The following is a 19,483-nucleotide window of genomic DNA, read 5'->3' on the forward strand; positions in this document are numbered from 1 at the left end:
TGGATGCTGAAACAAGTTCAGCATGACGGCGGGAGGCCTATTCGGAGTGTTCAGACTCCGCCGATTCGGGCACCAGTGCCCGCACCTCTTCCATGAAGCGCGCCAGGCTGATCGGCTTGGACACATAGGCGTCGGCGCCCGCCGCGCGGATCCGTTCCTCATCCTCATGGCCGGCATATGCCGTCACCGCCATGATCGGGATGGTGCGCAGCTGGGGATCGAGCTTCATGTGCCGGATCAGCTCCTCGCCGCTGACATGCGGCAGCTGGATGTCGGTCACCACCAGATCGGGCGCGAACGCGCGCGCGCGCGTCACCGCGTCGCGGCCGTCGCGCACCGGCTCGGTCAGATAGCCGTGCGCGCGCAGCAGATCGCAGAACAGCTTCAGATTGAGTTCGTTGTCCTCGACAACGAGCACCCTTTTTGCCACGCGCAAAACCTCGATGAATTTGGCGATCCTCTAGGCCATGGCGGCCACGGAAACAAATCTGGCGTTGGCGCTGGGTGCCCTGGTGTGGACGCTCGGCGAACCCGGGCGCGCCAACCGGCTGCTCGACCTGACCGGGCTCGAGCCCGGCGAGCTGCGCGCCCGCGCGGGCGATCCGGCGCTGCTCGCGGCGACGCTGGGCTTTCTCGAGGCGCATGAACCCGATCTGATCGCCTGTGCCGAGGCACTGGACGTCAAGCCGACCGAATTGACCGCCGCGCGCGCGGCGCTGGAGACCCCATGAAGCCCCTGCTGATCACCGATTGCGACGAAGTGCTGCTCCATATGGTCAAGCATTTCGGCGTCTGGCTGCACGAGTCGCACGATATCGATTTCACCCCCGATGGCGCCGATTTCGCCAATTCGATGAAGCGCCGCGATGGCCGCGCGATCGACCGCGAGGAGATGTGGGCGCTGCTGGGCGGCTTCTTCCCGTCCGAGATGGACCGGCAGACCCTGGTGCCGCACGCGCGCGAGGCGCTCGCCGCGATCGCCGAGGTGGCGGACATCGTCGTGCTCACCAATCTCGGCGATCATTGCCGCGATCACCGCATCGCCCAGCTCGCCAGCCATGGGATCGAACATCGCGTCGAGACCAATCAGGGCGGCAAGGGCGATCCCGTCGCGCGGCTGGTGGCCGAGCTGCAGCCGAGCGTGACGGTGTTCGTCGACGATCTGGCGGTCCATCACGAATCGGTCTCGAAGCATGCGCCGGGGGTGTTCCGGCTGCACATGGTCTCCGAGCCGAGCCTTGCGCCGAGCGTGGTGCCCGCGCCGCACGCGCACGCCCGGATCGACGATTGGCAGGAAGCGCGCGACTGGATCCTCGCGCGCTTTGCCGAAGGCTTGACCGCTCAGGCTGCGGGCGTAGGGACGATCGCATGACCGCAGAAGCCAGACTCGCCGAACTCGGCCTCACCCTTCCCGAAGCCGCCGCGCCCGTGGCGGCCTATGTCGCCGCCGTCGAGGCTGGGGGCTTGCTCCACATTTCGGGTCAGCTGCCGTTCAAGGATGGCGCGCTGATGACCGGGCGCCTCGGCGAGGACCGCGACGAGGCGTACGGGGTCGAGGCGGCGCAGCGCTGCGGGCTGATGCTGATCGCGCAGATGAAGAAGGCGCTGGGCGATCTCGAGCGGGTCGAGCGGGTCGTCAAGCTGGGCGCATTCGTCAATTCGACGGGCGATTTCACCGGCCAGCCCAAGGTGGTCAATGGCGCTTCGGAGCTGATGGTCGCGGTGTTCGGCGATGCCGGGCGCCATGCCCGCAGCGCGGTCGGCGTGCCGGTGCTGCCGCTTGGTGCGGCGGTCGAGATCGACGCGATCGTCGCCATTCGCGACTGATTTTTGATCGCCTCACGGCGATGGCGGCACCGGCCCGCTCCCCCGCCCGGCCTCCCATAGGCTGCTAAAGTAAGGGAGGCCGGGCGGGGGAGCGGGCCGGTGCCGCGGCTCAGCGCAGCGCACAAAGTAGCAACACGGCTGTTGCGCACTCGCAACACTCCGGTGCATTCCTGAATCAAGACAGCAAATTTTGTTGTGCACCGCAACGCGTTCCTGCAATCTTCATGCGCCTTTGAAAGCTGCGCGGCCCCACCGGCCAGACGGACAGCATCATCGGCAGCAGGCGGGGACGAACCGAATTCCATTTGAAGGGGAATCCCGATGCGTTTCTCGATGATCACTCTCGGCGGGCTGATGCTCGCCGCCGCCACGCCCGCGATGGCCCAGGACGAAACCGAGCCGGCGGATGCCGTGACGATCTCGGGATCCGTTACCGCCGTAACCGACTATCGCTTCCGCGGCGTTTCGCAGGGCGACCAGGACCTCGCCATTCAGGGCGGCGTTACGGTCAGCCACGAGTCGGGCCTGTACGCCAGCGTCTGGGCCTCGACGATCAAGGGCAAGGAAGCCCCGGTGGTCGCGGGCTATGGCGAAGTCGAAGTCGATCTCTCGGCGGGCTACACCAAGACTTTCGACAATGGCGTCGGCGTCGACATCGGCCTGCTCTACTATCTCTATCCGGTCGACAAGGTCTCGGGCCTCGATACCGATTTCTTCGAGCCCTATGCCTCGCTCAGCTACACGATCGGGCCGGTGACCACCAAGGTCGGCGCCAACTATGCGTGGAGTGGGCAGGACGGCCTGGTCGGCAATGACAGCCTCTATCTGCGCGGCGACGTGACCGTCGCGGTCCCGAAGACCCCGATCAGCGTGCTCGGCCATCTCGGTCACACCGACGGCCAGCTCGCCTTTTTCGCGCCGAACGAGAAATATTGGGATTGGTCGCTGGGCGCCGAAGTGTCGCACGGCTTCGCCAAGCTCGGCATCCAATATGTCGATACCGACGTGCCCAACGGCACCACCTTCGGCATCCCCAAGTACAGCAAGGTGATCGGCGCCAATCCCGGCTACTTCGCCTATGTGACGCTCAGCTTCTGAGCTGACGCCAGCGGAAAAAGGAGGGGGCTGCTTCGGCGGCCCCCTTTTTTTGATCGCTTCACGGCGATGAGCGGGCTGGTGCCGCCTGTTTCAGCGAAGCTGAAATGACTAGGATGCGCTCACCAGGTCGCGGAGCGCCTGGCTTTGCGGGGCGGCGATGGTCGCCGCGGTATCGCCGGTCTCGACGATTCGGCCCGCGTCCATCACCGCTGTCCGGTGGCATAGCGCGCGCGCGACCGCGAGATCGTGAGTGATTGCGAGGATGGCGAGGCGGCGGCTCGCCTGGAGTTTGCCAAGCAGATCGAGGATGCGGCCGGCGACGAGCACGTCGAGCGCCGAAGTCGCTTCGTCGAGCAGGATCAGCTCGGGATCGGCGACGAGCGCGCGGGCGATCGCGACGCGCTGGGCCTGGCCGCCGGAGAGGGTGGCGGGGCGGCGCTTGGCATAGGCGCTGCCCAGTTCGACCTCGTCGAGCGCCGCGGCGGCGCGCTCGGCCCGGGCTTCGGAGGCGAGATCAGGGAAGAGGTGGCGGAGCGGTTCCTCGACGCTCTGCTGCACGGTCCAGTGCGGATCGAGGCTGGCGGCGGGGTCCTGGAAGACCGGCTGGAGGCAGCGGCGATGCTCGGCGCGCATGCGGGAGCGGGGCGGGAGCGGGTCGCCTCGCCACGTCACCGTGCCCGAATCGCAAGGGCCGAGCCGGGCGACGGCGCGGGCGAGGCTGGACTTGCCCGATCCCGAGCGGCCGACCAAAGCGAGCGCCTCGCCTTCGCGGAGGTCGAACGACGCACCGGAGACCGCGGCGAGCTTGCCGAAGCGGACATTGATTCCGCTGGCGGAAAGCAAGGGCGCGCCGGGTTCGGGAAGTAGGGGCGCGGGCGAATCGAGGCGGGGACTGGCGGCGATCAGCGCCCGGGTGGTGGCGTGCTGCGGGCGTTCGAGCACATCGGCGGCGCGGCCATCCTCGATCACCTTGCCGCCATCGAGCACCACCACGCGATCGGCGTGCTTCGCGACCAGGGGCAGGTCATGGCTGACCAGCAACAGACCCATGCCGCGTTCGCGGAAGCGGTCGAGCAGATCGAGGATCGCGTGGCGCAGGCCCGCGTCGAGCGCGCTGGTGGGTTCGTCGGCGACGAGCAGCGCGGGGTCGTGCGCGGTGGCACAAGCGATCAGCGCACGCTGGCGTTCGCCGCCGGAAAGGCGATGAGGATATTGGTCGAGCTTGGCCTCAGGGAGCCCGCAACGGTCGAGCATCGCGGCGAGGGCGCTGCGGTCGCGCGTACCCGCCGCTTCGGCGAGCTGGCTGCCGATGGTCAGGTGCGGGGTGAGCGCGGTCAGCGGCTGCTGGAAGACGAAACCCGCGCGGGCACGGATCGGGCGGAGCGCCGGTTCGGCGAGGCCGATCATTTCGGCGCCTTCGAGTCGCGCCGAGCCGGTGGGCGTGCCCGGGGCGAGGCCGAACGGGGCGAAGCAGCTCATCGTCTTGCCCGAGCCCGAGGCGCCGACCAAAGCGGTGCAGCCGCCCTTGTCGATCGCGAAGCTGACCCCCTCGAGCAACTGCGCACCGTTCAGCGACAGGCTCAGTCCCTCGACCGCATAGACGCTCATCGCGCCATCCGGGCGCGCAGCCCCTCGCCGAGCCGGTTGAGGCAGACCACGGTCGCGACGAGGACGAAGCCCGGGACGATCAGGGTGAGCGGGGCGATGTCCATATCGTCGGCACCATCATGGACGAGGATGCCGAGCGAGGTGAGCGGTTCCTGCACGCCCAGCCCCAGGAAGGAGAGGAAGCTTTCGACCATCACCACCTGGGGCACGGTGAGCATCAGATAGGCGATCGCGACCGAGGCGATATTGGGGAGGATATGGCCGGTGAGAATCGCGCGCGCGGGTGCTCCCGCAGCCTCGCTGGCGAGGATGAAGGGGCGGTTGCGCAAGGCGAGCACCTGCCCGCGCACCACCCGCGCCATGGTCAGCCACTCGACCGCGCCGATGCCGAGAAAGACGAGCAGCACCGAGCGGCCGAACACCACCATCAGCACGATGACGACGAACATGAAGGGGAGCGCGTAGAGCGCGTCGACCACGCGCATCATGGCCTCGTCGATCCGCCCGCCGAACCATCCGGCGGTCGCGCCCCAGGCGGTGCCGATCACCAGCGCGACGAGCGCGGCGGCGGTGGCGACGGCGAGGGTGACGCGCGTGCCGGCGAGCGTGCGCGCGAGCAGGTCGCGACCGACGCTGTCGGTGCCGAGCAGATGGCCGGGGCTGAAGGCCGGCGCGCGGACCGCGTTCCAGTCGATCGCGGCATAGCCCCAGGGCAGCAGCGGCGGGAGCAGCAGCGCGGCGACGACGATCGCCACCAAGAGTGCGCCTGCGACTTTCATCCGCGCGCTCTTGGATCGAGCAGGCCGTAAAGCAGGTCGGCGATCAGGTTGAAGAGCAGGATCAGCCCCGCGTAGAGAATCACCACGCCGAGCACGAGCGGATAGTCGCGGTTGAGCGCGCCTTGCACGAAATAGCGGCCGAGCCCGGGCAGGCCGAACACCGTCTCGATCACCACCGCGCCCGTCAGCAGCCCCGCCGCCGCCGGGCCGAGATACGAGACGACGGGAATCAGCGCGGGCGGGAGCGCGTGGCGGACCAGCACGGTGAGCGGGGAGAGGCCCCGCGCGCGGGCGGTGCGGACATGGTCCTGCACCATCGCTTCGGCCAGGCCGGTGCGGGTGAGCTTGGCGACCGCGCCGGCCGTCGGGGTCGCAAGCGCGAGGACGGGGAGGATCCAGGCGGCGGCGCTGTCGAGGCCCGAGACGGGGAGCCAGGACAGCCACAGGCCGAAGACGAGCACCAGCAGCGGGCCGGTGACGAAACTCGGCAGCGCCACCGCGACCGCCGATTTGAAGCCGATCCAGCGGTCGAGCCAGCCGCCGGGCCGGAGCGCACCGAGGATCCCGCCCGCGATTCCCAGCGCCGCCGCGAGGATCAGCGCAAGGCCGCCGAGCGTGAGCGACACCGGCAGCCCCTGCGCGATCAGGCCCGAGACGGTGAAATCCTTATAGACCAATGACGGCCCGAAATCCCCTTGCAGGACGTTGCCGAGATAGCGGCCCAGCTGGACGATCAGCGGCTGATCGAGCCCGTACGTCCTGTCCATCGCCGCGCGGGTGGCGGCATCGAGCGGGCGCTCGCTGTCGAACGGGCTGCCGGGGGCCGTGCGCATCAGCACGAAGCTCAGCAGGATGACGGCAAGGAGCGTGGGAAGCGCGGTCGCGAGCCTGCGGAGGAGGATCGCCAGCATTGGGCGAACTCAGCCCGACAGCGTCATCCCGGCGAAAGCCGGGACCCTGGAGTCGCGAACGAAGGCGCGTGTGGCTCCGGGTCCCGGCTTTCGCCGGGATGACGGCTGGATGTGATCAATTACTGCGGCGTCGAGGCGCGCGCGTCCTTGCCGTCGCCTTCGGGGGCGGCGACGATGTCGCGGGTGGTCTGGCCCTTGTCGACGACATTGGTGGTCGGGCTGCCCGCGGTCGAGCGCGCGCCCTGATCGGCGCCGGTGCGGCCGGCGGCGTCGAGCGTCGAATTCTCGCTCGCGCTGCGGATCGCGGTGCCGCCGAACATCGCCTCGAGCGCCTGGTTCTGCGCGGTGCCGTCCTGCGGGCGCGCGGCGCCGGGCTGGGGCGGGACCAGCGCGTAATCGGGCGGGATCACCAAAGGCTGGGCGCGGACCACGGCGAATTCGTCGGGCCGCATGCGGTCCATGCCGTTCTTGGCGCAGGCCGAGAGCGAGGCGGCGACGCCCAGCCCGGCGACGATCATGATAACCTTACGCATTGATATTCTCCACAGGATCCTGGGCCACCGGGGCTTTCTCCCGGAGCAATAGCGCGCGGGCCAACAGGACCAGCACGCCGATGGTAATCGCGGCATCGGCTACATTGAAGACCAAAAAAGGGCGCCATTGGCCAAAGTGCAAATCGGCAAAGTCGACCACGAAGCCCAGACGGCTGCGATCGACGATATTTCCGAGCGCGCCGCCGAGCACCATGCCGAGCGCGGCGATGTCCCACAGCTTGCGTTCGCGCAGCATCCACCAGACCACGCCCGCGGCGATCGCGCCGGTGAGCGCGACCAGCCCCCAGCGCATCGCCTCGCTGTTCGCGCGCATCAGCCCGAGCGACACGCCGATATTCTCGACATAGCGGATGTCGAAGAAGCTGGTGACGGTGAGATAGGCGCCGTCATAGGAGACGCCCAGCGGCCCTGTGACGGCATATTTTGTGCCCTGATCGATCAGGAACACCAGCACCGCCACCAACAGCCCGATCGCACGAGTCACGTTCATCGATTCACCACCCCGTCGCAGCGGTCGCACAGAGCGCCGTCCTGCGCAACTTCGGGAAGATGCCGCCAGCAGCGGCCGCATTTAAGGCGATGGGTGGGCGTCACGGTGACGGCCTCCAAACCCCGTTCAAAAGTGACACTCGATACGATGAACAATTCAGCCAGCAGAGCGGTGTCGATCTCGCGTGTTCCTCGCAGTATTGAGTCGAGGTCGGGCACTTGGATTTCGGCTTCAAGACTCGAGCGGATCTTCTTTTCGCGGCGATAGGGCTCGATCGCCTCGGTCACGGCCTGGCGAAGCGCGCGGACCTGGGCCCAGTCGGCGGTCAGGTCGTCCTTGAGCATGGGCAGTTCGGGCCATTCGAGGAAATGGACCGATCCGTCCTCGCTCGGGAATCGCGACTGCCACACTTCTTCCGCCGTGAAGGCGATGATCGGCGCGGCGTAGCGGACCAGCGCGTGGAACAGGATGTCGAGCACGGTCCGATAGGCGCGGCGCTTCGGCGCGTCCGCCGCCTCGCAATAGAGGCAGTCCTTGCGGATATCGAAGAAGAAGGCCGAGAGGTCCTCGTTCGCGAAATCGGTGAGCGCGCGGGCGTAGCGGTTGAACTCGAAGGCGTTCGCGGCCGATTTCAGCTCGGCGTCGAGGCTGGCGAGCTTGTGGAGGATATAGCGTTCCAGCTCGGGCATCCCGGCGACCGGCAGCTTCTCGGCATCCTCGAACCCGTCGAGCGCGCCGAGCAGGTAGCGGAAGCTGTTGCGCAGCTTGCGATAGGCGTCGCCCACGCCGCCCAGCACTTCCTTGCCGATGCGGACATCCTCGAAATAATCGGTCTGCGCGACCCAGAGACGCAGGATATCGGCGCCGCCGGTGGCGATTTCCTTGAGCGGATCGACGACATTGCCGAGGCTCTTGGACATTTTCTTGCCCTGCCCGTCGAGCGCGAAGCCGTGGGTGAGCACGGCGTCATAGGGCGCGCGGCCGCGGGTGCCGCACGATTCGAGCAAGGACGACTGGAACCAGCCGCGATGCTGGTCCGACCCTTCGAGATAGAGATCGGCGCGGACGCCCTCGCCGAAGCGCTTCTCGATGGTGAAGACATGGGTGCTGCCCGAATCGAACCAGACGTCGAGAATGTCGGTGACGACCTCATAGTCTTCGAGCTTGTAGTCCGCGCCGAGCAAGGCCTGGTGATCGGCTGCGAACCAGGCGTCGGCGCCCCCGGCGCGGAAGGCGTCGAGGATGCGCGCGTTGACTTGCGTGTCGCGCAGATACTCGCCCGATTTGCGGTGGACATAGATCGGGATCGGCACGCCCCAGGCGCGCTGGCGGCTGATCACCCAGTCGGGGCGCCCCTCGACCATCGCGCTGATGCGGTTCTGGCCCTTTTCGGGGACCCAGCGGGTGCGCCCGATCGCATCGAGCGCGAGTTCGCGGAGCGTCGGGCCGTTGCCCTGGGCGTGGCCGGGCGTGTCTTCGCCCTCGGCGGTTTCGACCACCGGGAGCGGCGCATTGCCCGCTTGGGGGCGGTCCATCGGAATGAACCATTGCGGGGTGCAGCGGAAGATGATCTTCGCCTTGGAGCGCCAGCTATGCGGATAGCTGTGCGGGAAATCGTCGCTCGCGGCGAGCAATGCCCCGGCCTCGCGCAGGTCCGAGCAGATCGGGCCTTCGGCGGCATTGAGCTTCTTGTTGATGACGCTTCCCTGGCCGGGGAGCCATTCCCAGTCGGCGCGGTAGAAACCGGCATCATCGACCGCGAAGACGGGATCGATCCCGTGCGCCTTGCACAGCAGGAAATCGTCCTCGCCATGATCGGGCGCCATATGGACGAGGCCGGTGCCCGCGTCGGTGGTGACGAAATCGCCGGGGAGGAAGGGGCGGGGCTTGGCGAAGAAGTCACCACATACCGCCATCGGGTGTCTTGCGAGAGCGCCCGCGAGTTGAGTGCCCTTATATCTTCCGACGATGTCGACCTGAACGCCAGTCACTTTTGCGCCATCGACCTCCCCTGATCTCCGCAGCCTTGCGATGACGGAATCGAGCAGTTGCTCAGCAACGACGATTGGAAAGCCATACTGCGGGGAGGCACTGCCTTCTTCCACATCGAACACGACGAACGCCGAGACGTAATCCACGTCAGGCCCATAAGCCAAAGCCTGGTTGACCGGGATCGTCCACGGCGTGGTCGTCCAGATCACCGCATGCGCGCCGACCAGTTCGGGCGCGTTCGGCGCCTCGACGATCTCGAACGCCACATCGATCTGCGTCGAGACGATGTCCTCATACTCAACCTCGGCCTCGGCCAGCGCGGTCTTCTCCACGGGCGACCACATCACCGGCTTGGCGCCGCGATAGAGCTGGCCGCTCTCGGCGAACTTCAGCAGCTCGCCGGCGATGGTCGCCTCGCTGTCGAAATCCATCGTCAGATAGGGATCGTCCCAATCGCCCATCACGCCCAGCCGCTTGAACTGCTCGCGCTGCACATCGACCCATTTGGCGGCATAGGCACGGCATTCGGCGCGGAACTCCGCGGCCGGGACTTCGTCCTTGTTGAGCTTCTTGTCCTTGTACTGCTTCTCGATCTGCCATTCGATCGGCAGGCCGTGGCAGTCCCAGCCCGGGATATAGGGCGCGTCCTTGCCCATCAGGCTTTGCGAGCGGACGACGATGTCCTTGAGGATCTTGTTCATCGCATGGCCCATGTGAATGTCGCCATTCGCATAGGGAGGGCCGTCATGGAGGATGAAGCGTTCGCGGCCGGCACGGGCCTCGCGCAGCTTGTGGTAGAGGCCAATTCGCGCCCAGCGCTCGAGGATCGCCGGTTCCTTTTGGGCAAGGCCGGCTTTCATCGGGAATTCGGTCTTCGGCAGGAAGACGGTGTCGCGGAAATCTGGGGCGTCGGTCATGGGAATGGGCCGATTAGCGGGTGCGCCGCAACATTCAAAGCGCTTGTTGCTTAACCACGAATCCCCGGAACTGACATTGATGTCAGGAGTAGCGCATCTTCATGGACGAGCAACAACGGCGGGCGGCGGAGATGTGCGAGGAGATTGCGGGGCTGGCGCGGCGGCATCTGGAAGCGCCCGACGGCGTAGGCATCGAGGATATCGACGCGCACATCATGGCTGCGACGCAAGAGGGGCGCTGGGACGATGTCAGCAAATGGCACCGGGTGCGGCTGCGCTATATCCGCTTCCAGCAGGAGCGCGAGCTGGGCGGGCTACGCTCCTAGGATCGCGCGCGCCCTGGCCGCATCCTCGTCCATCTGCACCTTGAGCGCGTCCAGATTGTCGAATTTCGCCTCGGGACGAAGATAGTCGATCAGCGAAACCTCGATCGTCTCGCCGTACAGATCGCCGTCGAAATCGAAGAAATAAGGTTCGAGCAATTCCTGCGGCGGATCGAAGCTGGGGCGGATGCCGAGATTGGCGACGCCGTTCCGGGTTCGCCCGTCGGGGAGTCGCCCGCGCACGGCATAGATGCCGTAGGCGGGGCGCAGATAATTGGCGAGGCTCATATTTGCGGTGGGATAGCCGAGCGTGCGGCCGACCTGGTCGCCGCGGATCACCTGGCCTTCGATCGCCCAGGGGCGGGTGAGCAGCCGCGCCGCGTCGCGCGGGCGGCCTTCGCGCAGATGCTCACGGATGCGGCTCGATGAGACGGTCTCGCCGTCGAGCGTGACGGGGGCGACGGTGTCCGCCGAATAGCCGAGTTCGTCGCCGAGGCTTGCGAGCCTCGCCACGTCCCCCTCGCGGCCCTTGCCGAAGGTGAAGTCGCCGCCGGTGACGACCCCGCCCGCGCCGATCAGATCGACGAGCCGCTCCTGCGCGAACTGGCGGGCCGAGAGCGCGGCCAGCGCGGCGTCGAACGGGAAGATCAGCATCGCGTCGGCGCCCGCTTCGGCGACGAGGCGCTGGCGCTGGTCCATGCTGGTCAACCGGAACCACTCCGAATCGGGGCGGAAGTAACGCTGGGGATGGGGATCGAAGGTGCCGACGATCGCGGGGCGGCCTTCGGCGCGGGCACGCTCGACCGCGCGGCCGACCACGGCCTGATGCCCGAGGTGAAACCCGTCGAAATTCCCCAGCGCGACAATGCCCCCACGCAGATGCGCTGGAACCGCCGCGGCTCCGTCAAGCCGCTCCATGCGGGGGCCTATAGGGGGGAGGGACGGACCCGAAAAGCCCTCTCCCTTTGGGAGAGGGAGGGGACCCGCCGCGAAGCGGTGGGGAGGGTGAGGGTGAATGGCTGAGGCGGTCACCCTCATCCTTCCCACTGCCTTCGGCAGCGGGCCCCTTCCTTCTCCCGATGGGAGAACGAGTTTTTACGCCCTCGGCACCAACCCCGCCCGGATCACGCGCAGGACGTTGCCGCCCATCACCTTGCGGATATCTTCGGGGGTGAAGCCGCGGTCGACCAAGGCCTGGGTGATCACCGAAATCTGCGAGATGTCGAAGCCGGTGGTCACCGCGCCGTCGAAATCCGAGCCGAGCCCGACATGATCGATCCCCACCAGATCGCGGACATAGGCGATCGTCCGGGCGATCTCGCTGGGCGCGGTCGAGCAGATCGCGGCGTCCCAATAGCCGATGCCGATCACCCCGCCGGTCTTCGCGACGCCGCGGATCTCGTCGTCGGTGAGATTGCGGTTCTCCTTGCAGACGGCCTGCACGCCGCCATGGCTGGAGACCACCGGCCGGGTCGCGACGCGCAATATGTCGGCGACCGAGGCGTGGCTCGAATGGGCGATGTCGACGATCATGCCGAGCTGCTCCATCCGCGCGACCGTCTGGAAGCCGAGCGGGGTCAGCCCGCCCTTCTTCTCGCCGTGCATCGATCCGGCCAGCTCATTGTCGAAGAAATGGGCGAGGCCCGCCATGCGGAAGCCGGCATGATAGAGCACATCGATATTGGCGAGCCGGCCCTCCATGTCCTGCAGCCCCTCGATCGAGAGCATGCCGCCCACGACCTTCCGGCCCGCCCCGCGGTCGGCGAGGAGCCGGTCGAGATCGGCGGGGGTGCGGATCACGCGGAGCTGTCCGTTCGAGGCCGCCGCCGCGGCGTCGAGCTTCTGCGCGTGCCAGAGCGAGCGCTGGAGCAGCGACGTCCAGGTGCGCGGCGGCTGGAGCTGGGCGATGGTGAGGAGGGTGATATTGTCGGTCTTGTCGCTGTTCGACGCGTAATTCTGGCCCTTGGGAGTCTTGGTGACCGAGGAGAAGACCTGGAGCGCGACATTGCCCTCGATCAGGCGCGGGAGGTCGATCTGGCCGCGGGTCGCGCGCTTGTCGAGGTTGCGGCTCCACATCAGCGTGTCGCCATGCATGTCGGCGATCTGGAGGCCGGCGTGGAGCTTCGCGGTCTCGGGCGTGACCTGGGGGAGATTGGTCGCGACGACCTTGTTCATGTCCGATTCGACGATACCCGGCGCGAAGCCGAAGAAACCGATCGCGCCGATAATCAGGAGGATCAGCAGCCCCCACAGGATCTTCTTGATCATCGCACCCGCTCCAGCCTGACGAAGCTGTAGGCTGGGCGCCCCGCTTCGCTCGGGAAATCCTCGCGCGCCGTCTCGCGCCATTCAAGTCCAAAGGGCGGGACGGTGGCGTCGCCTTCGATGTCGCCATGGACCTCGGTCAGCTCGATCGCGTCGGCCTGGGGCAGGAAGATCGCAAAGATCTCTGCGCCGCCGATCACCGCGACCTCGCCCTCTCCCGCGAGCGCCAGCGCTTCCTGGGGCGTATGCGCCACCTCGGCGCCCTCGGCCTGCCAGCCGCGGTCGCGCGTCAGCACGATATGGCGGCGGCCGGGGAGCGGAACGGGCAAGCTTTCGAAGGTCTTGCGGCCCATGATCATCGGCTTGCCCATCGTCTGCGCCTTGAAGCGCTTGAGGTCGGCGGGCAGGCGCCAGGGCAGCGCGCCGTCCCGGCCGATGACGCCGTTGGCGGCGCGGGCGAGGTGGAAGGTGATCACGCAATTCCTCCCCGGAACGGGGAGGGGGACCATGCGAAGCACGGTGGAGGGGCCGCGCCGCAGGCGCGGGAGTCGCTTTCCGCGAGGGACACCGCCGTCTGCGCGGCGGCCCCTCCACCACCAGCTTCGCTGGCGGTCCCCCTCCCTGTTCCGGGGAGGAATTTGGCGGCCTCAAACAGCAACGGGTGCCTTGATATGCGCCTGCGCCTCATAGCCATGGAGCGCGAAATCCTCATACTCGTACGCGTCGATGCCCGGCGGCTTGCGCAGGATCTCCAGCCTCGGCAGCGGTCCCGGCTCGCGGCTCAGCTGCTCGCGCGCCTGTTCGAGATGATTCGAATAGAGGTGGCAGTCGCCGCCGGTCCAGATGAAGTCGCCGGGTTCGAGCCCGGTCTGCTGGGCGAGGAGCATCGTCAGCAGCGCATAGCTGGCGATGTTGAAGGGCACGCCGAGGAAGATGTCGGCCGAGCGCTGGTAGAGCTGGAGCGACAGGCGGCCGTTCGCGACATGGGTCTGGAACAGGCAGTGGCAGGGCGCCAGCGCCATGGCGTGGAGGTCGCCGGGATTCCAGGCGGAGACGATCATCCGGCGCGAGCCGGGGTTGGTTTTGATCGTCTCGATCAGCTCGGCGATCTGGTCGATATGGCGGCCGTCCGCAGCCTCCCAGTCGCGCCATTGCTTGCCGTAGACGGGGCCGAGATCGCCATTCTCATCAGCCCATTCATCCCAGATCGAGCATTTGCGCTCCTGCAGCCAGCGCACATTGGTGTCGCCGCGCAGGAACCAGAGCAATTCGACGATGATCGCGCGGGTGAAGAGCTTCTTGGTGGTGAGCAGCGGGAACCCCTTGCCCAGATCGAAGCGCATCTGGTGGCCGAACACGCTGAGCGTGCCGGTGCCGGTGCGGTCCATCGCCTCGGCGCCGCTAGTGAGCGCGCGTTCCATCAGGTCGAGATATTGACGCATGCGGGGAAAGTAGCGGCGCGGGTGCCTCGCGCCAAGCGGGCACACTATCTCCGTTGTGGATGAAAGCGCCTCGGGATCGGAGCTTGTAGCGCTTCGAGGCGGGGCGGCGGGGTGGCAGCAGGGCCGTCATGACGCTGCTCGCGCCGATCCCGCTGCCGGAGCGGCTCGCCGATGCCGAGGCGGCGGAGCGGCTGTTCGCCCCGCTGGCCAAGGAGGCGGTGGAGGTGGTCGTCTTCGTCTATCTCGACGCCGAACGGCGCGTGCTGGGGATGCGCCAGTCGCGCTCGCTTGCGCACGATACGCATGAGGTGCCGGTGCGCGAGGTGGCGATCGATGCGCTGGCCTGGGACGCAGCGGGGGTGGTGATGGCGCACAACCATCCGAGCGGCGACCCGACCCCGAGCCGCGCCGACCGCGACGCGACGCGGCGGATCGTGCGGGCGCTGGAGCCGCTGGGGGTCAGGCTGCTCGACCATTTGATCGTCGCGCGCGGCGGGGCGACGAGTTTCCGGTCGCTGGGGCTGCTCTAGCTGCCCTTGGGCTCGCCGGCCGCCCCGGCGCTCCTGCACGGCTTGATGTTCTGCGGCTCGGGGCGTTCGCCTTCGGCCTTGAAGATTGCGATATAGCCGCCCGCGCTCGGCATCTGCTGGATCGAGACGAGCGTGTAGCCGACCGCGGCGAATTCGCATTTGAGCAGATCGGGCGGGGTGCCGTGGTTCTGGGTCGGGCGGTCGGCATCGACCACGATCACCTGGCCGTCGGGCTTGAGCGAGGGGCGCAGCCGCCAGAGGAACTCGTAGGGGCTCTCGATCTCGTGATACATATGGACCATCAGCACGCGGTCGAAGCTCGCCTCGGGGAGGCGCGGATCGGCGGGGAGGCCGAGGCGGACGCTGACATTGTCGAGCCGCTCGCGGCTGACGCGGGTCGCCAGCTCGTCGCGGGTCTTGGGGACGATATCCTCGGCCAGCACGCGGCCGTCCTTGCCCACGCGGTTGGACAGGCGGATCGTGTAATAGCCCTCGCCCGCGCCGATATCGGCGACGGTCATGCCGCTCCTGATGCCGGCCAGGTCCATGACGCGCTCGGCTTCGTTGAGCCGGTCGCGCGATTCCTCGTTCGACCAGCGCGCCGAGACGATCGTGGCGACGGGGCGGTCGGCGGCGGGGAAGCCGTAATTCTGCGTGGCCGATTTGCGGAAGGGCGTGGGACTGCCATCGCAGCCAGCAAGCAGCATCAGCGCGGCTAGACAGGTCAGCATCGGCACGCTCCCCCGGATCAATCGACATCCTCCACTTCGACCTTCTCGCCGGTCACGCGCTGCGAGAGCGCGGCGGCCATGAAGGCATCGAGATCGCCATCGAGCACGTCCGAGGGCGAAGTGGAAGTGACTCCGGTGCGCAGGTCCTTCACCAGCTGGTAGGGCTGGAGGACATAGGAGCGGATCTGGTGGCCCCAGCCGATCTCGGTCTTGGCCTGGTAATCGGTGTTCGCGGCCTCCTCGCGCTTGCGCAGCTCGGCTTCGTAGAGCCGCGCCTTGAGCATCCCCATCGCGGTCGCGCGGTTCTTGTGCTGCGAACGGTCGTTCTGGCTGGCGACGATGATTCCCGAGGGCACATGGGTGATGCGCACCGCCGAATCGGTGGTGTTGACGTGCTGCCCGCCCGCGCCCGAGGCGCGATAGGTATCGATCTTGAGGTCGGCGGGATTGATGTCGATGTCGATATCGTCGTCGATCACCGGATAGACCCACACCGACGAGAAGCTGGTGTGGCGGCGCGCGGCGCTGTCATAGGGCGAGATGCGGACGAGGCGGTGCACGCCGCTCTCGGTCTTGGCATAGCCATAGGCGTTCTCGCCCTTGACCAGCAACGTCGCGGACTTGATCCCGGCCTGCTCGCCCGCGTGGAAATCGATCAGCTCGACCTTGTAGCCGTGCCGCTCGGCCCAGCGCGTATAGGCGCGCTGGAGCATCCCGGCCCAGTCCTGGCTCTCGGTGCCGCCCGCGCCCGCGTTGATCTCGATATAGGTGTCGTTGGCGTCGGCCTCGCCCGAGAGCAAAGCCTGCACCTTGTCCTCGGCGGCGCGCTTGGCCAGCAGCGCGAGCGCGGTGGTGCCCTCGGCCGCCATTTCCTCGTCGCCCTCGGCCTCGGCGAGTTCGATCAGCTCGACCGTATCGGCCATTTCCTGCTCGATCGCGCGGGTGGCGCCGATCGCCGCGTCGAGCCGGCGGCGCTCGCGCATCACCTCCTGCGCGGCCTTGGCGTCGTTCCACAGGGTCGGATCCTCGACGCGCGCATTGAGCTCGTCGAGCCGGCGCAGCGCGCGGTCCCAATCGAGGAAGCGGCGCAGCAGCGCGAGCGCTTCGTTGATCCTGTCGACATTGGCCTGCGCTTCGGCGCGCATGTTGTTCACTCCAGATACGGTCGGCGGGCACATCGAAGGCCCGTAAAGTTGCGCCGCACTAACAGCAGCATGGGCGGTTAGGAAGAGCGGCAGACTGTCCCAAACCCGTCATCCCGGCGAAGGCCGGGACCCAGAGTCACGAGCGATGTCCTTTGTGACTCTGGATCCCGGCCTTCGCCGGGATGACGCACAGAGAAACTAGTAAATCCCGCCCTCGCGCTCCTGGAATTCCTGGTCGCCCGATTCCTGGCGGTGCTCGACCTTGCGCTCTTCCTGCTTGGGGACCTCTTCCTCGTCTTCCTTGCGGTTGCGGCGCAGGTCGGTCTGGGGCTTGAACGCCTCCCAGATGATCGCCGACTTGGGATCGTTCGACGGCCAGCCGCCGGTGACGCGCTTGCCGGTGACGCGGTCGATGCGGACCATGCGGATGCCCGCGGGAGCGACGAAGGGGAGCTTCTCCATCCCCTCGAAGGCGGGGATGGCGAACTGCTTGAAGATCGGCGCGGCGATCGATCCGCCTTGGGCATAGCCGCCCAGATTGGTGGGCGTATCATAGCCGATATAGAGGCCCGCGATCATCTGGGGGCTGCCGCCGACGAACCACACATCGGTCGGGCCCGAGGTGGTGCCGGTCTTGCCCATGAGGGGGCGGTTCAGGTCGCGCAGGATCGTCGCGGTGCCGCGCTGGATCACGCCCTCGGTGATATGGACGATCTGATAGGCGCTCATCGCCTCGACCACCTGCTTGCCCTTGATCGCCGGGCGCGGCATCGGCTTGCCGTCCCAATCGGGCATGTTGCAGCCGTCGCACGGGCGCCAATTCTCGGGCCAGATCACCTCGCCGCGGCGGTTCTGGACGAAATCGACCAGCGTGGGATTGAGCCCCCGGCCCTGATTCACCAGGATCGAATAGGCGTTGACCATCCGCATCACCGTGGTCTCGCCCGCGCCCAGCGCATAGCTCAGATAGGGCGGGAATTTCTGCTTCGAGACGCCGACGCGCTGGATCAGATCGACGACATTCTCCATGCCGACTTCGTTGGCGGCCTGGACGGTCATCAGGTTGCGCGATTGCTCGATGCCCCAGCGCAGCGTCTTGGGGCCCGCGCCCGCCGAGTTGCCGAAATTGCGGAAGCATTTCTTGCCGAGCGCGGCGCCTTGATAGACGCAGAAGGGCCCGTCGACGATGATCGAGGCGGGGGTGAGCCCCTGCTCCATGGCTGCCGCATAGACGATCGGCTTGATCGTCGATCCCGGCTGACGCTGCGCCTGGGTGGCGCGGTTGAAGCTTTGGATGCGCGAATCGAACCCGCCCTGCATCGCGAGGATGCGCCCGGTGCGCGGATCCTCGACCACCATCCCGCCCGATACCTTGGGGACGCTGCGCAGCGCGAACACGCCGCCTTCGGGGGCGACCGCGATGATGTCGCCCACCTGGATCGCGTTGAACGCGGTGTTGCCGCCGCCGCGCACCGGCATCGACGCGGCATATTGCGGAAGGGCCGAGGTGCGACCGTCCTCGAAGCCGATCTGCCACGACTGGCCACTGCGCGCGATCACGATCGCGGCGCGCCAGTCCTCATAGTCGAGGCCGATATTGGTGTTGAGCAGCGCCTGCTGCCACGCGCTCCCCTTGATCTCGACATGGCCGAGCGCGCCCGACCAGCCGCGCCCGCGCTCGTAGCGCAGCAGGCCGTCGCGCAGCGCCTTTTGCGCATAGGCCTGGAGCTTGGGATCGAGCGAGGTGCGCACCCACAGCCCGCCCGAATAGACGCTATAGGGGCCGGCTTGGTCGTTCTCGCCGAACTTTTCGATCAGCCAGCGGCGGACCTCCTCGACGAAATAGCCGCCGACGCGCTCGAACTTCGGCGTCTGGCGCGGCACGGTGCCGAGCGGCTCGGCGACGGCGCCGTCATGCTGCTGCTGGTTGATGAAGCCCTTGGCGAGCATCTGCCCCAGCACCCAGTTGCGGCGATCGAGCGCGCGCTGGGTGTTGCGGTCGGGATCGTAATTGGCCGGGCCCTTGGGCAGGATGGCGAGATAGGCCATCTGCGCGATGCTCAGCTCCTTCAGATCCTTGCCGAAATAGGCATGGGACGCGGCATCGACGCCGCCCGCGTTGCGGCCGAGCTCGATCGAATTGAGATAGAGCTCGAGGATCTGCTGCTTGGTGAGCGTATCCTCGATGCGATAGGCGAGGATCGCCTCGCGCAGCTTGCGGGTATAGCTTGCCTCGTTGCCGACGAGCAGGTTCTTGGCGACCTGCTGGGTGATGGTCGAGGTGCCGCGCGGGGTGTCGCCGCTGACCAGGCCCTGCAGCGCGGCGCGGATCAGGCCGGGATAATCGAGCCCGTGATGCTCGAAGAAGCTGGCATCCTCGGCGGCGAGATAGGCCTTGACCAGCAGGTCGGGATATTCGGCATAGCTCAGCTGGACGCGGCGCTCGCGGGCATAGCTGTGGATCGGCGACCCGTCGACCGAGCGGACATAGGTGGGCAGCGGCGGCTCATAGGTTCTCAGCGTCTCGACCGAGGGCAGGTTGCGCGCGACGAACAGCCAGATCAGGAACCAGAGAAGGCCGATGAAGAAGGCGAGCCCCGCGACGATGCGGAACCACCAGCGATGGCGCACGCGCTCGAACCAGCCGCGAAGGCCGCCGATCTCGCGCGTGAGGCGCATCTTGATGGTGGAGGGTTCGGTCGCGGCCATTGCGAGCGGGGTTTAGCAAGATTCGGCGGGGAGGGAAGCGGGGGGTTTCAATCCTCCCCCGCCAGGGGGAGGTGGCACGCGTAGCGTGACGGAGGGGGAGGGCAGCGGCCACTCCCGCTTCGTATCCGCCCCCTCCGACGCCCTGCGGGCGCCACCTCCCCC

The 19,483-nt window shown here is 67.3% G+C and carries 20 protein-coding genes; 6 read left to right on the top strand and 14 right to left on the bottom strand.

The window, feature by feature from the left end; genetic code table 11:
• Positions 1 to 37: 37 nt before the first annotated feature.
• Positions 38 to 430, bottom strand: coding sequence for a response regulator (locus OF829_RS07500; protein ID WP_264939358.1), 393 nt, complete (start codon positions 428 to 430; stop codon positions 38 to 40).
• Between the two features lie 37 nt (positions 431 to 467).
• Between OF829_RS07500 and OF829_RS07505 the strand changes: the two genes are divergently transcribed.
• From OF829_RS07505 to OF829_RS07520, 4 genes are all read left to right on the top strand, one after another.
• On the top strand, positions 468 to 731 hold the full coding sequence (locus OF829_RS07505; protein WP_264939359.1) for a DUF3572 domain-containing protein: 264 nt from the start codon (positions 468 to 470) through the stop codon (positions 729 to 731).
• Positions 728 to 1,372 carry an HAD family hydrolase gene (locus OF829_RS07510; protein ID WP_264939360.1) on the top strand — a complete coding sequence of 215 codons (645 nt, stop codon included), beginning with the start codon at positions 728 to 730 and terminating at the stop codon, positions 1,370 to 1,372. The genes OF829_RS07505 and OF829_RS07510 overlap by 4 nt, the downstream gene beginning before the upstream one ends.
• Positions 1,369 to 1,827: a RidA family protein gene (locus OF829_RS07515; protein WP_264939361.1), complete on the top strand. Its 459-nt coding sequence runs from the start codon at positions 1,369 to 1,371 to the stop codon at positions 1,825 to 1,827. Before OF829_RS07510 ends, OF829_RS07515 begins: the two co-directional genes overlap by 4 nt.
• 333 nt (positions 1,828 to 2,160) lie before the next feature.
• Entirely contained in the window at positions 2,161 to 2,925 is a 765-nt protein-coding gene (locus OF829_RS07520) for a TorF family putative porin (protein ID WP_264939362.1), read from the top strand.
• 108 nt (positions 2,926 to 3,033) lie between these two features.
• On the opposite strand, the gene OF829_RS07525 is transcribed toward OF829_RS07520, so the two are convergent.
• The 6 genes from OF829_RS07525 to ileS all read right to left on the bottom strand — a co-directional run bounded on the left by OF829_RS07525 (position 3,034) and on the right by ileS (position 10,176).
• Positions 3,034 to 4,533 carry an ATP-binding cassette domain-containing protein gene (locus OF829_RS07525; RefSeq protein WP_264939363.1) on the bottom strand — a complete coding sequence of 500 codons (1,500 nt, stop codon included), beginning with the start codon at positions 4,531 to 4,533 and terminating at the stop codon, positions 3,034 to 3,036.
• Positions 4,530 to 5,312 (bottom strand): ABC transporter permease, encoded by a 783-nt coding sequence (locus OF829_RS07530; RefSeq protein ID WP_264939364.1) that lies wholly within the window; start codon positions 5,310 to 5,312, stop codon positions 4,530 to 4,532. Before OF829_RS07530 ends, OF829_RS07525 begins: the two co-directional genes overlap by 4 nt.
• A complete protein-coding gene (locus OF829_RS07535; protein ID WP_264939365.1) occupies positions 5,309 to 6,223 on the bottom strand; it encodes an ABC transporter permease in 915 nt (304 codons plus the stop codon). Before OF829_RS07535 ends, OF829_RS07530 begins: the two co-directional genes overlap by 4 nt.
• Before the next feature lie 119 nt (positions 6,224 to 6,342).
• Complete coding sequence (locus tag OF829_RS07540; protein ID WP_264939366.1) at positions 6,343 to 6,756, bottom strand: DUF3035 domain-containing protein; 414 nt, start codon at positions 6,754 to 6,756, stop codon at positions 6,343 to 6,345.
• Complete coding sequence (gene lspA, locus OF829_RS07545) at positions 6,749 to 7,267, bottom strand: signal peptidase II (RefSeq protein WP_264939367.1); 519 nt, start codon at positions 7,265 to 7,267, stop codon at positions 6,749 to 6,751. Before lspA ends, OF829_RS07540 begins: the two co-directional genes overlap by 8 nt.
• Positions 7,264 to 10,176 carry an isoleucine--tRNA ligase gene (gene ileS / locus OF829_RS07550; protein ID WP_264939368.1) on the bottom strand — a complete coding sequence of 971 codons (2,913 nt, stop codon included), beginning with the start codon at positions 10,174 to 10,176 and terminating at the stop codon, positions 7,264 to 7,266. Before ileS ends, lspA begins: the two co-directional genes overlap by 4 nt.
• 101 nt (positions 10,177 to 10,277) lie before the next feature.
• Here ileS and OF829_RS07555 point away from each other — a divergent pair, with 101 nt between their 5' ends.
• Positions 10,278 to 10,502 carry a hypothetical protein gene (locus tag OF829_RS07555; protein ID WP_264939369.1) on the top strand — a complete coding sequence of 75 codons (225 nt, stop codon included), beginning with the start codon at positions 10,278 to 10,280 and terminating at the stop codon, positions 10,500 to 10,502.
• Here OF829_RS07555 and OF829_RS07560 read toward each other — a convergent pair.
• The 4 genes from OF829_RS07560 to OF829_RS07575 all read right to left on the bottom strand — a co-directional run bounded on the left by OF829_RS07560 (position 10,491) and on the right by OF829_RS07575 (position 14,206).
• Positions 10,491 to 11,417, bottom strand: coding sequence for a bifunctional riboflavin kinase/FAD synthetase (locus tag OF829_RS07560; protein ID WP_264939370.1), 927 nt, complete (start codon positions 11,415 to 11,417; stop codon positions 10,491 to 10,493). The two genes, OF829_RS07555 and OF829_RS07560, sit on opposite strands and share 12 nt — an antisense overlap.
• A gap of 177 nt (positions 11,418 to 11,594) precedes the next feature.
• Positions 11,595 to 12,767, bottom strand: a complete 1,173-nt coding sequence (locus tag OF829_RS07565; protein WP_264939371.1) for a dipeptidase — start codon at positions 12,765 to 12,767, stop codon at positions 11,595 to 11,597.
• Positions 12,764 to 13,240 carry a dihydrofolate reductase gene (locus OF829_RS07570; RefSeq protein ID WP_264939372.1) on the bottom strand — a complete coding sequence of 159 codons (477 nt, stop codon included), beginning with the start codon at positions 13,238 to 13,240 and terminating at the stop codon, positions 12,764 to 12,766. Before OF829_RS07570 ends, OF829_RS07565 begins: the two co-directional genes overlap by 4 nt.
• A 171-nt stretch (positions 13,241 to 13,411) precedes the next feature.
• Positions 13,412 to 14,206 carry a thymidylate synthase gene (locus OF829_RS07575; RefSeq protein WP_264939373.1) on the bottom strand — a complete coding sequence of 265 codons (795 nt, stop codon included), beginning with the start codon at positions 14,204 to 14,206 and terminating at the stop codon, positions 13,412 to 13,414.
• 128 nt (positions 14,207 to 14,334) lie between these two features.
• Between OF829_RS07575 and OF829_RS07580 the strand changes: the two genes are divergently transcribed.
• Entirely contained in the window at positions 14,335 to 14,736 is a 402-nt protein-coding gene (locus tag OF829_RS07580) for a JAB domain-containing protein (protein WP_264939374.1), read from the top strand.
• On the opposite strand, the gene OF829_RS07585 is transcribed toward OF829_RS07580, so the two are convergent.
• The 3 genes from OF829_RS07585 to OF829_RS07595 all read right to left on the bottom strand — a co-directional run bounded on the left by OF829_RS07585 (position 14,733) and on the right by OF829_RS07595 (position 19,321).
• The gene (locus OF829_RS07585; RefSeq protein WP_264939375.1) at positions 14,733 to 15,467 is read right to left on the bottom strand and encodes a class I SAM-dependent methyltransferase; all 735 of its coding nucleotides are present in this window, start codon (positions 15,465 to 15,467) and stop codon (positions 14,733 to 14,735) included. The genes OF829_RS07580 and OF829_RS07585 overlap by 4 nt on opposite strands.
• A 17-nt stretch (positions 15,468 to 15,484) precedes the next feature.
• The gene (gene prfB, locus OF829_RS07590; protein ID WP_264939376.1) at positions 15,485 to 16,612 is read right to left on the bottom strand and encodes a peptide chain release factor 2; all 1,128 of its coding nucleotides are present in this window, start codon (positions 16,610 to 16,612) and stop codon (positions 15,485 to 15,487) included.
• A 198-nt stretch (positions 16,613 to 16,810) separates the two neighbouring features.
• On the bottom strand, positions 16,811 to 19,321 hold the full coding sequence (locus OF829_RS07595; protein ID WP_264939377.1) for a penicillin-binding protein 1A: 2,511 nt from the start codon (positions 19,319 to 19,321) through the stop codon (positions 16,811 to 16,813).
• Positions 19,322 to 19,483: the final 162 nt, after the last annotated feature.

It is taken from the genome of Sphingomonas caeni (assembly GCF_026013415.1).
Classification (GTDB): Bacteria; Pseudomonadota; Alphaproteobacteria; order Sphingomonadales; family Sphingomonadaceae; genus Sphingomonas; species Sphingomonas caeni.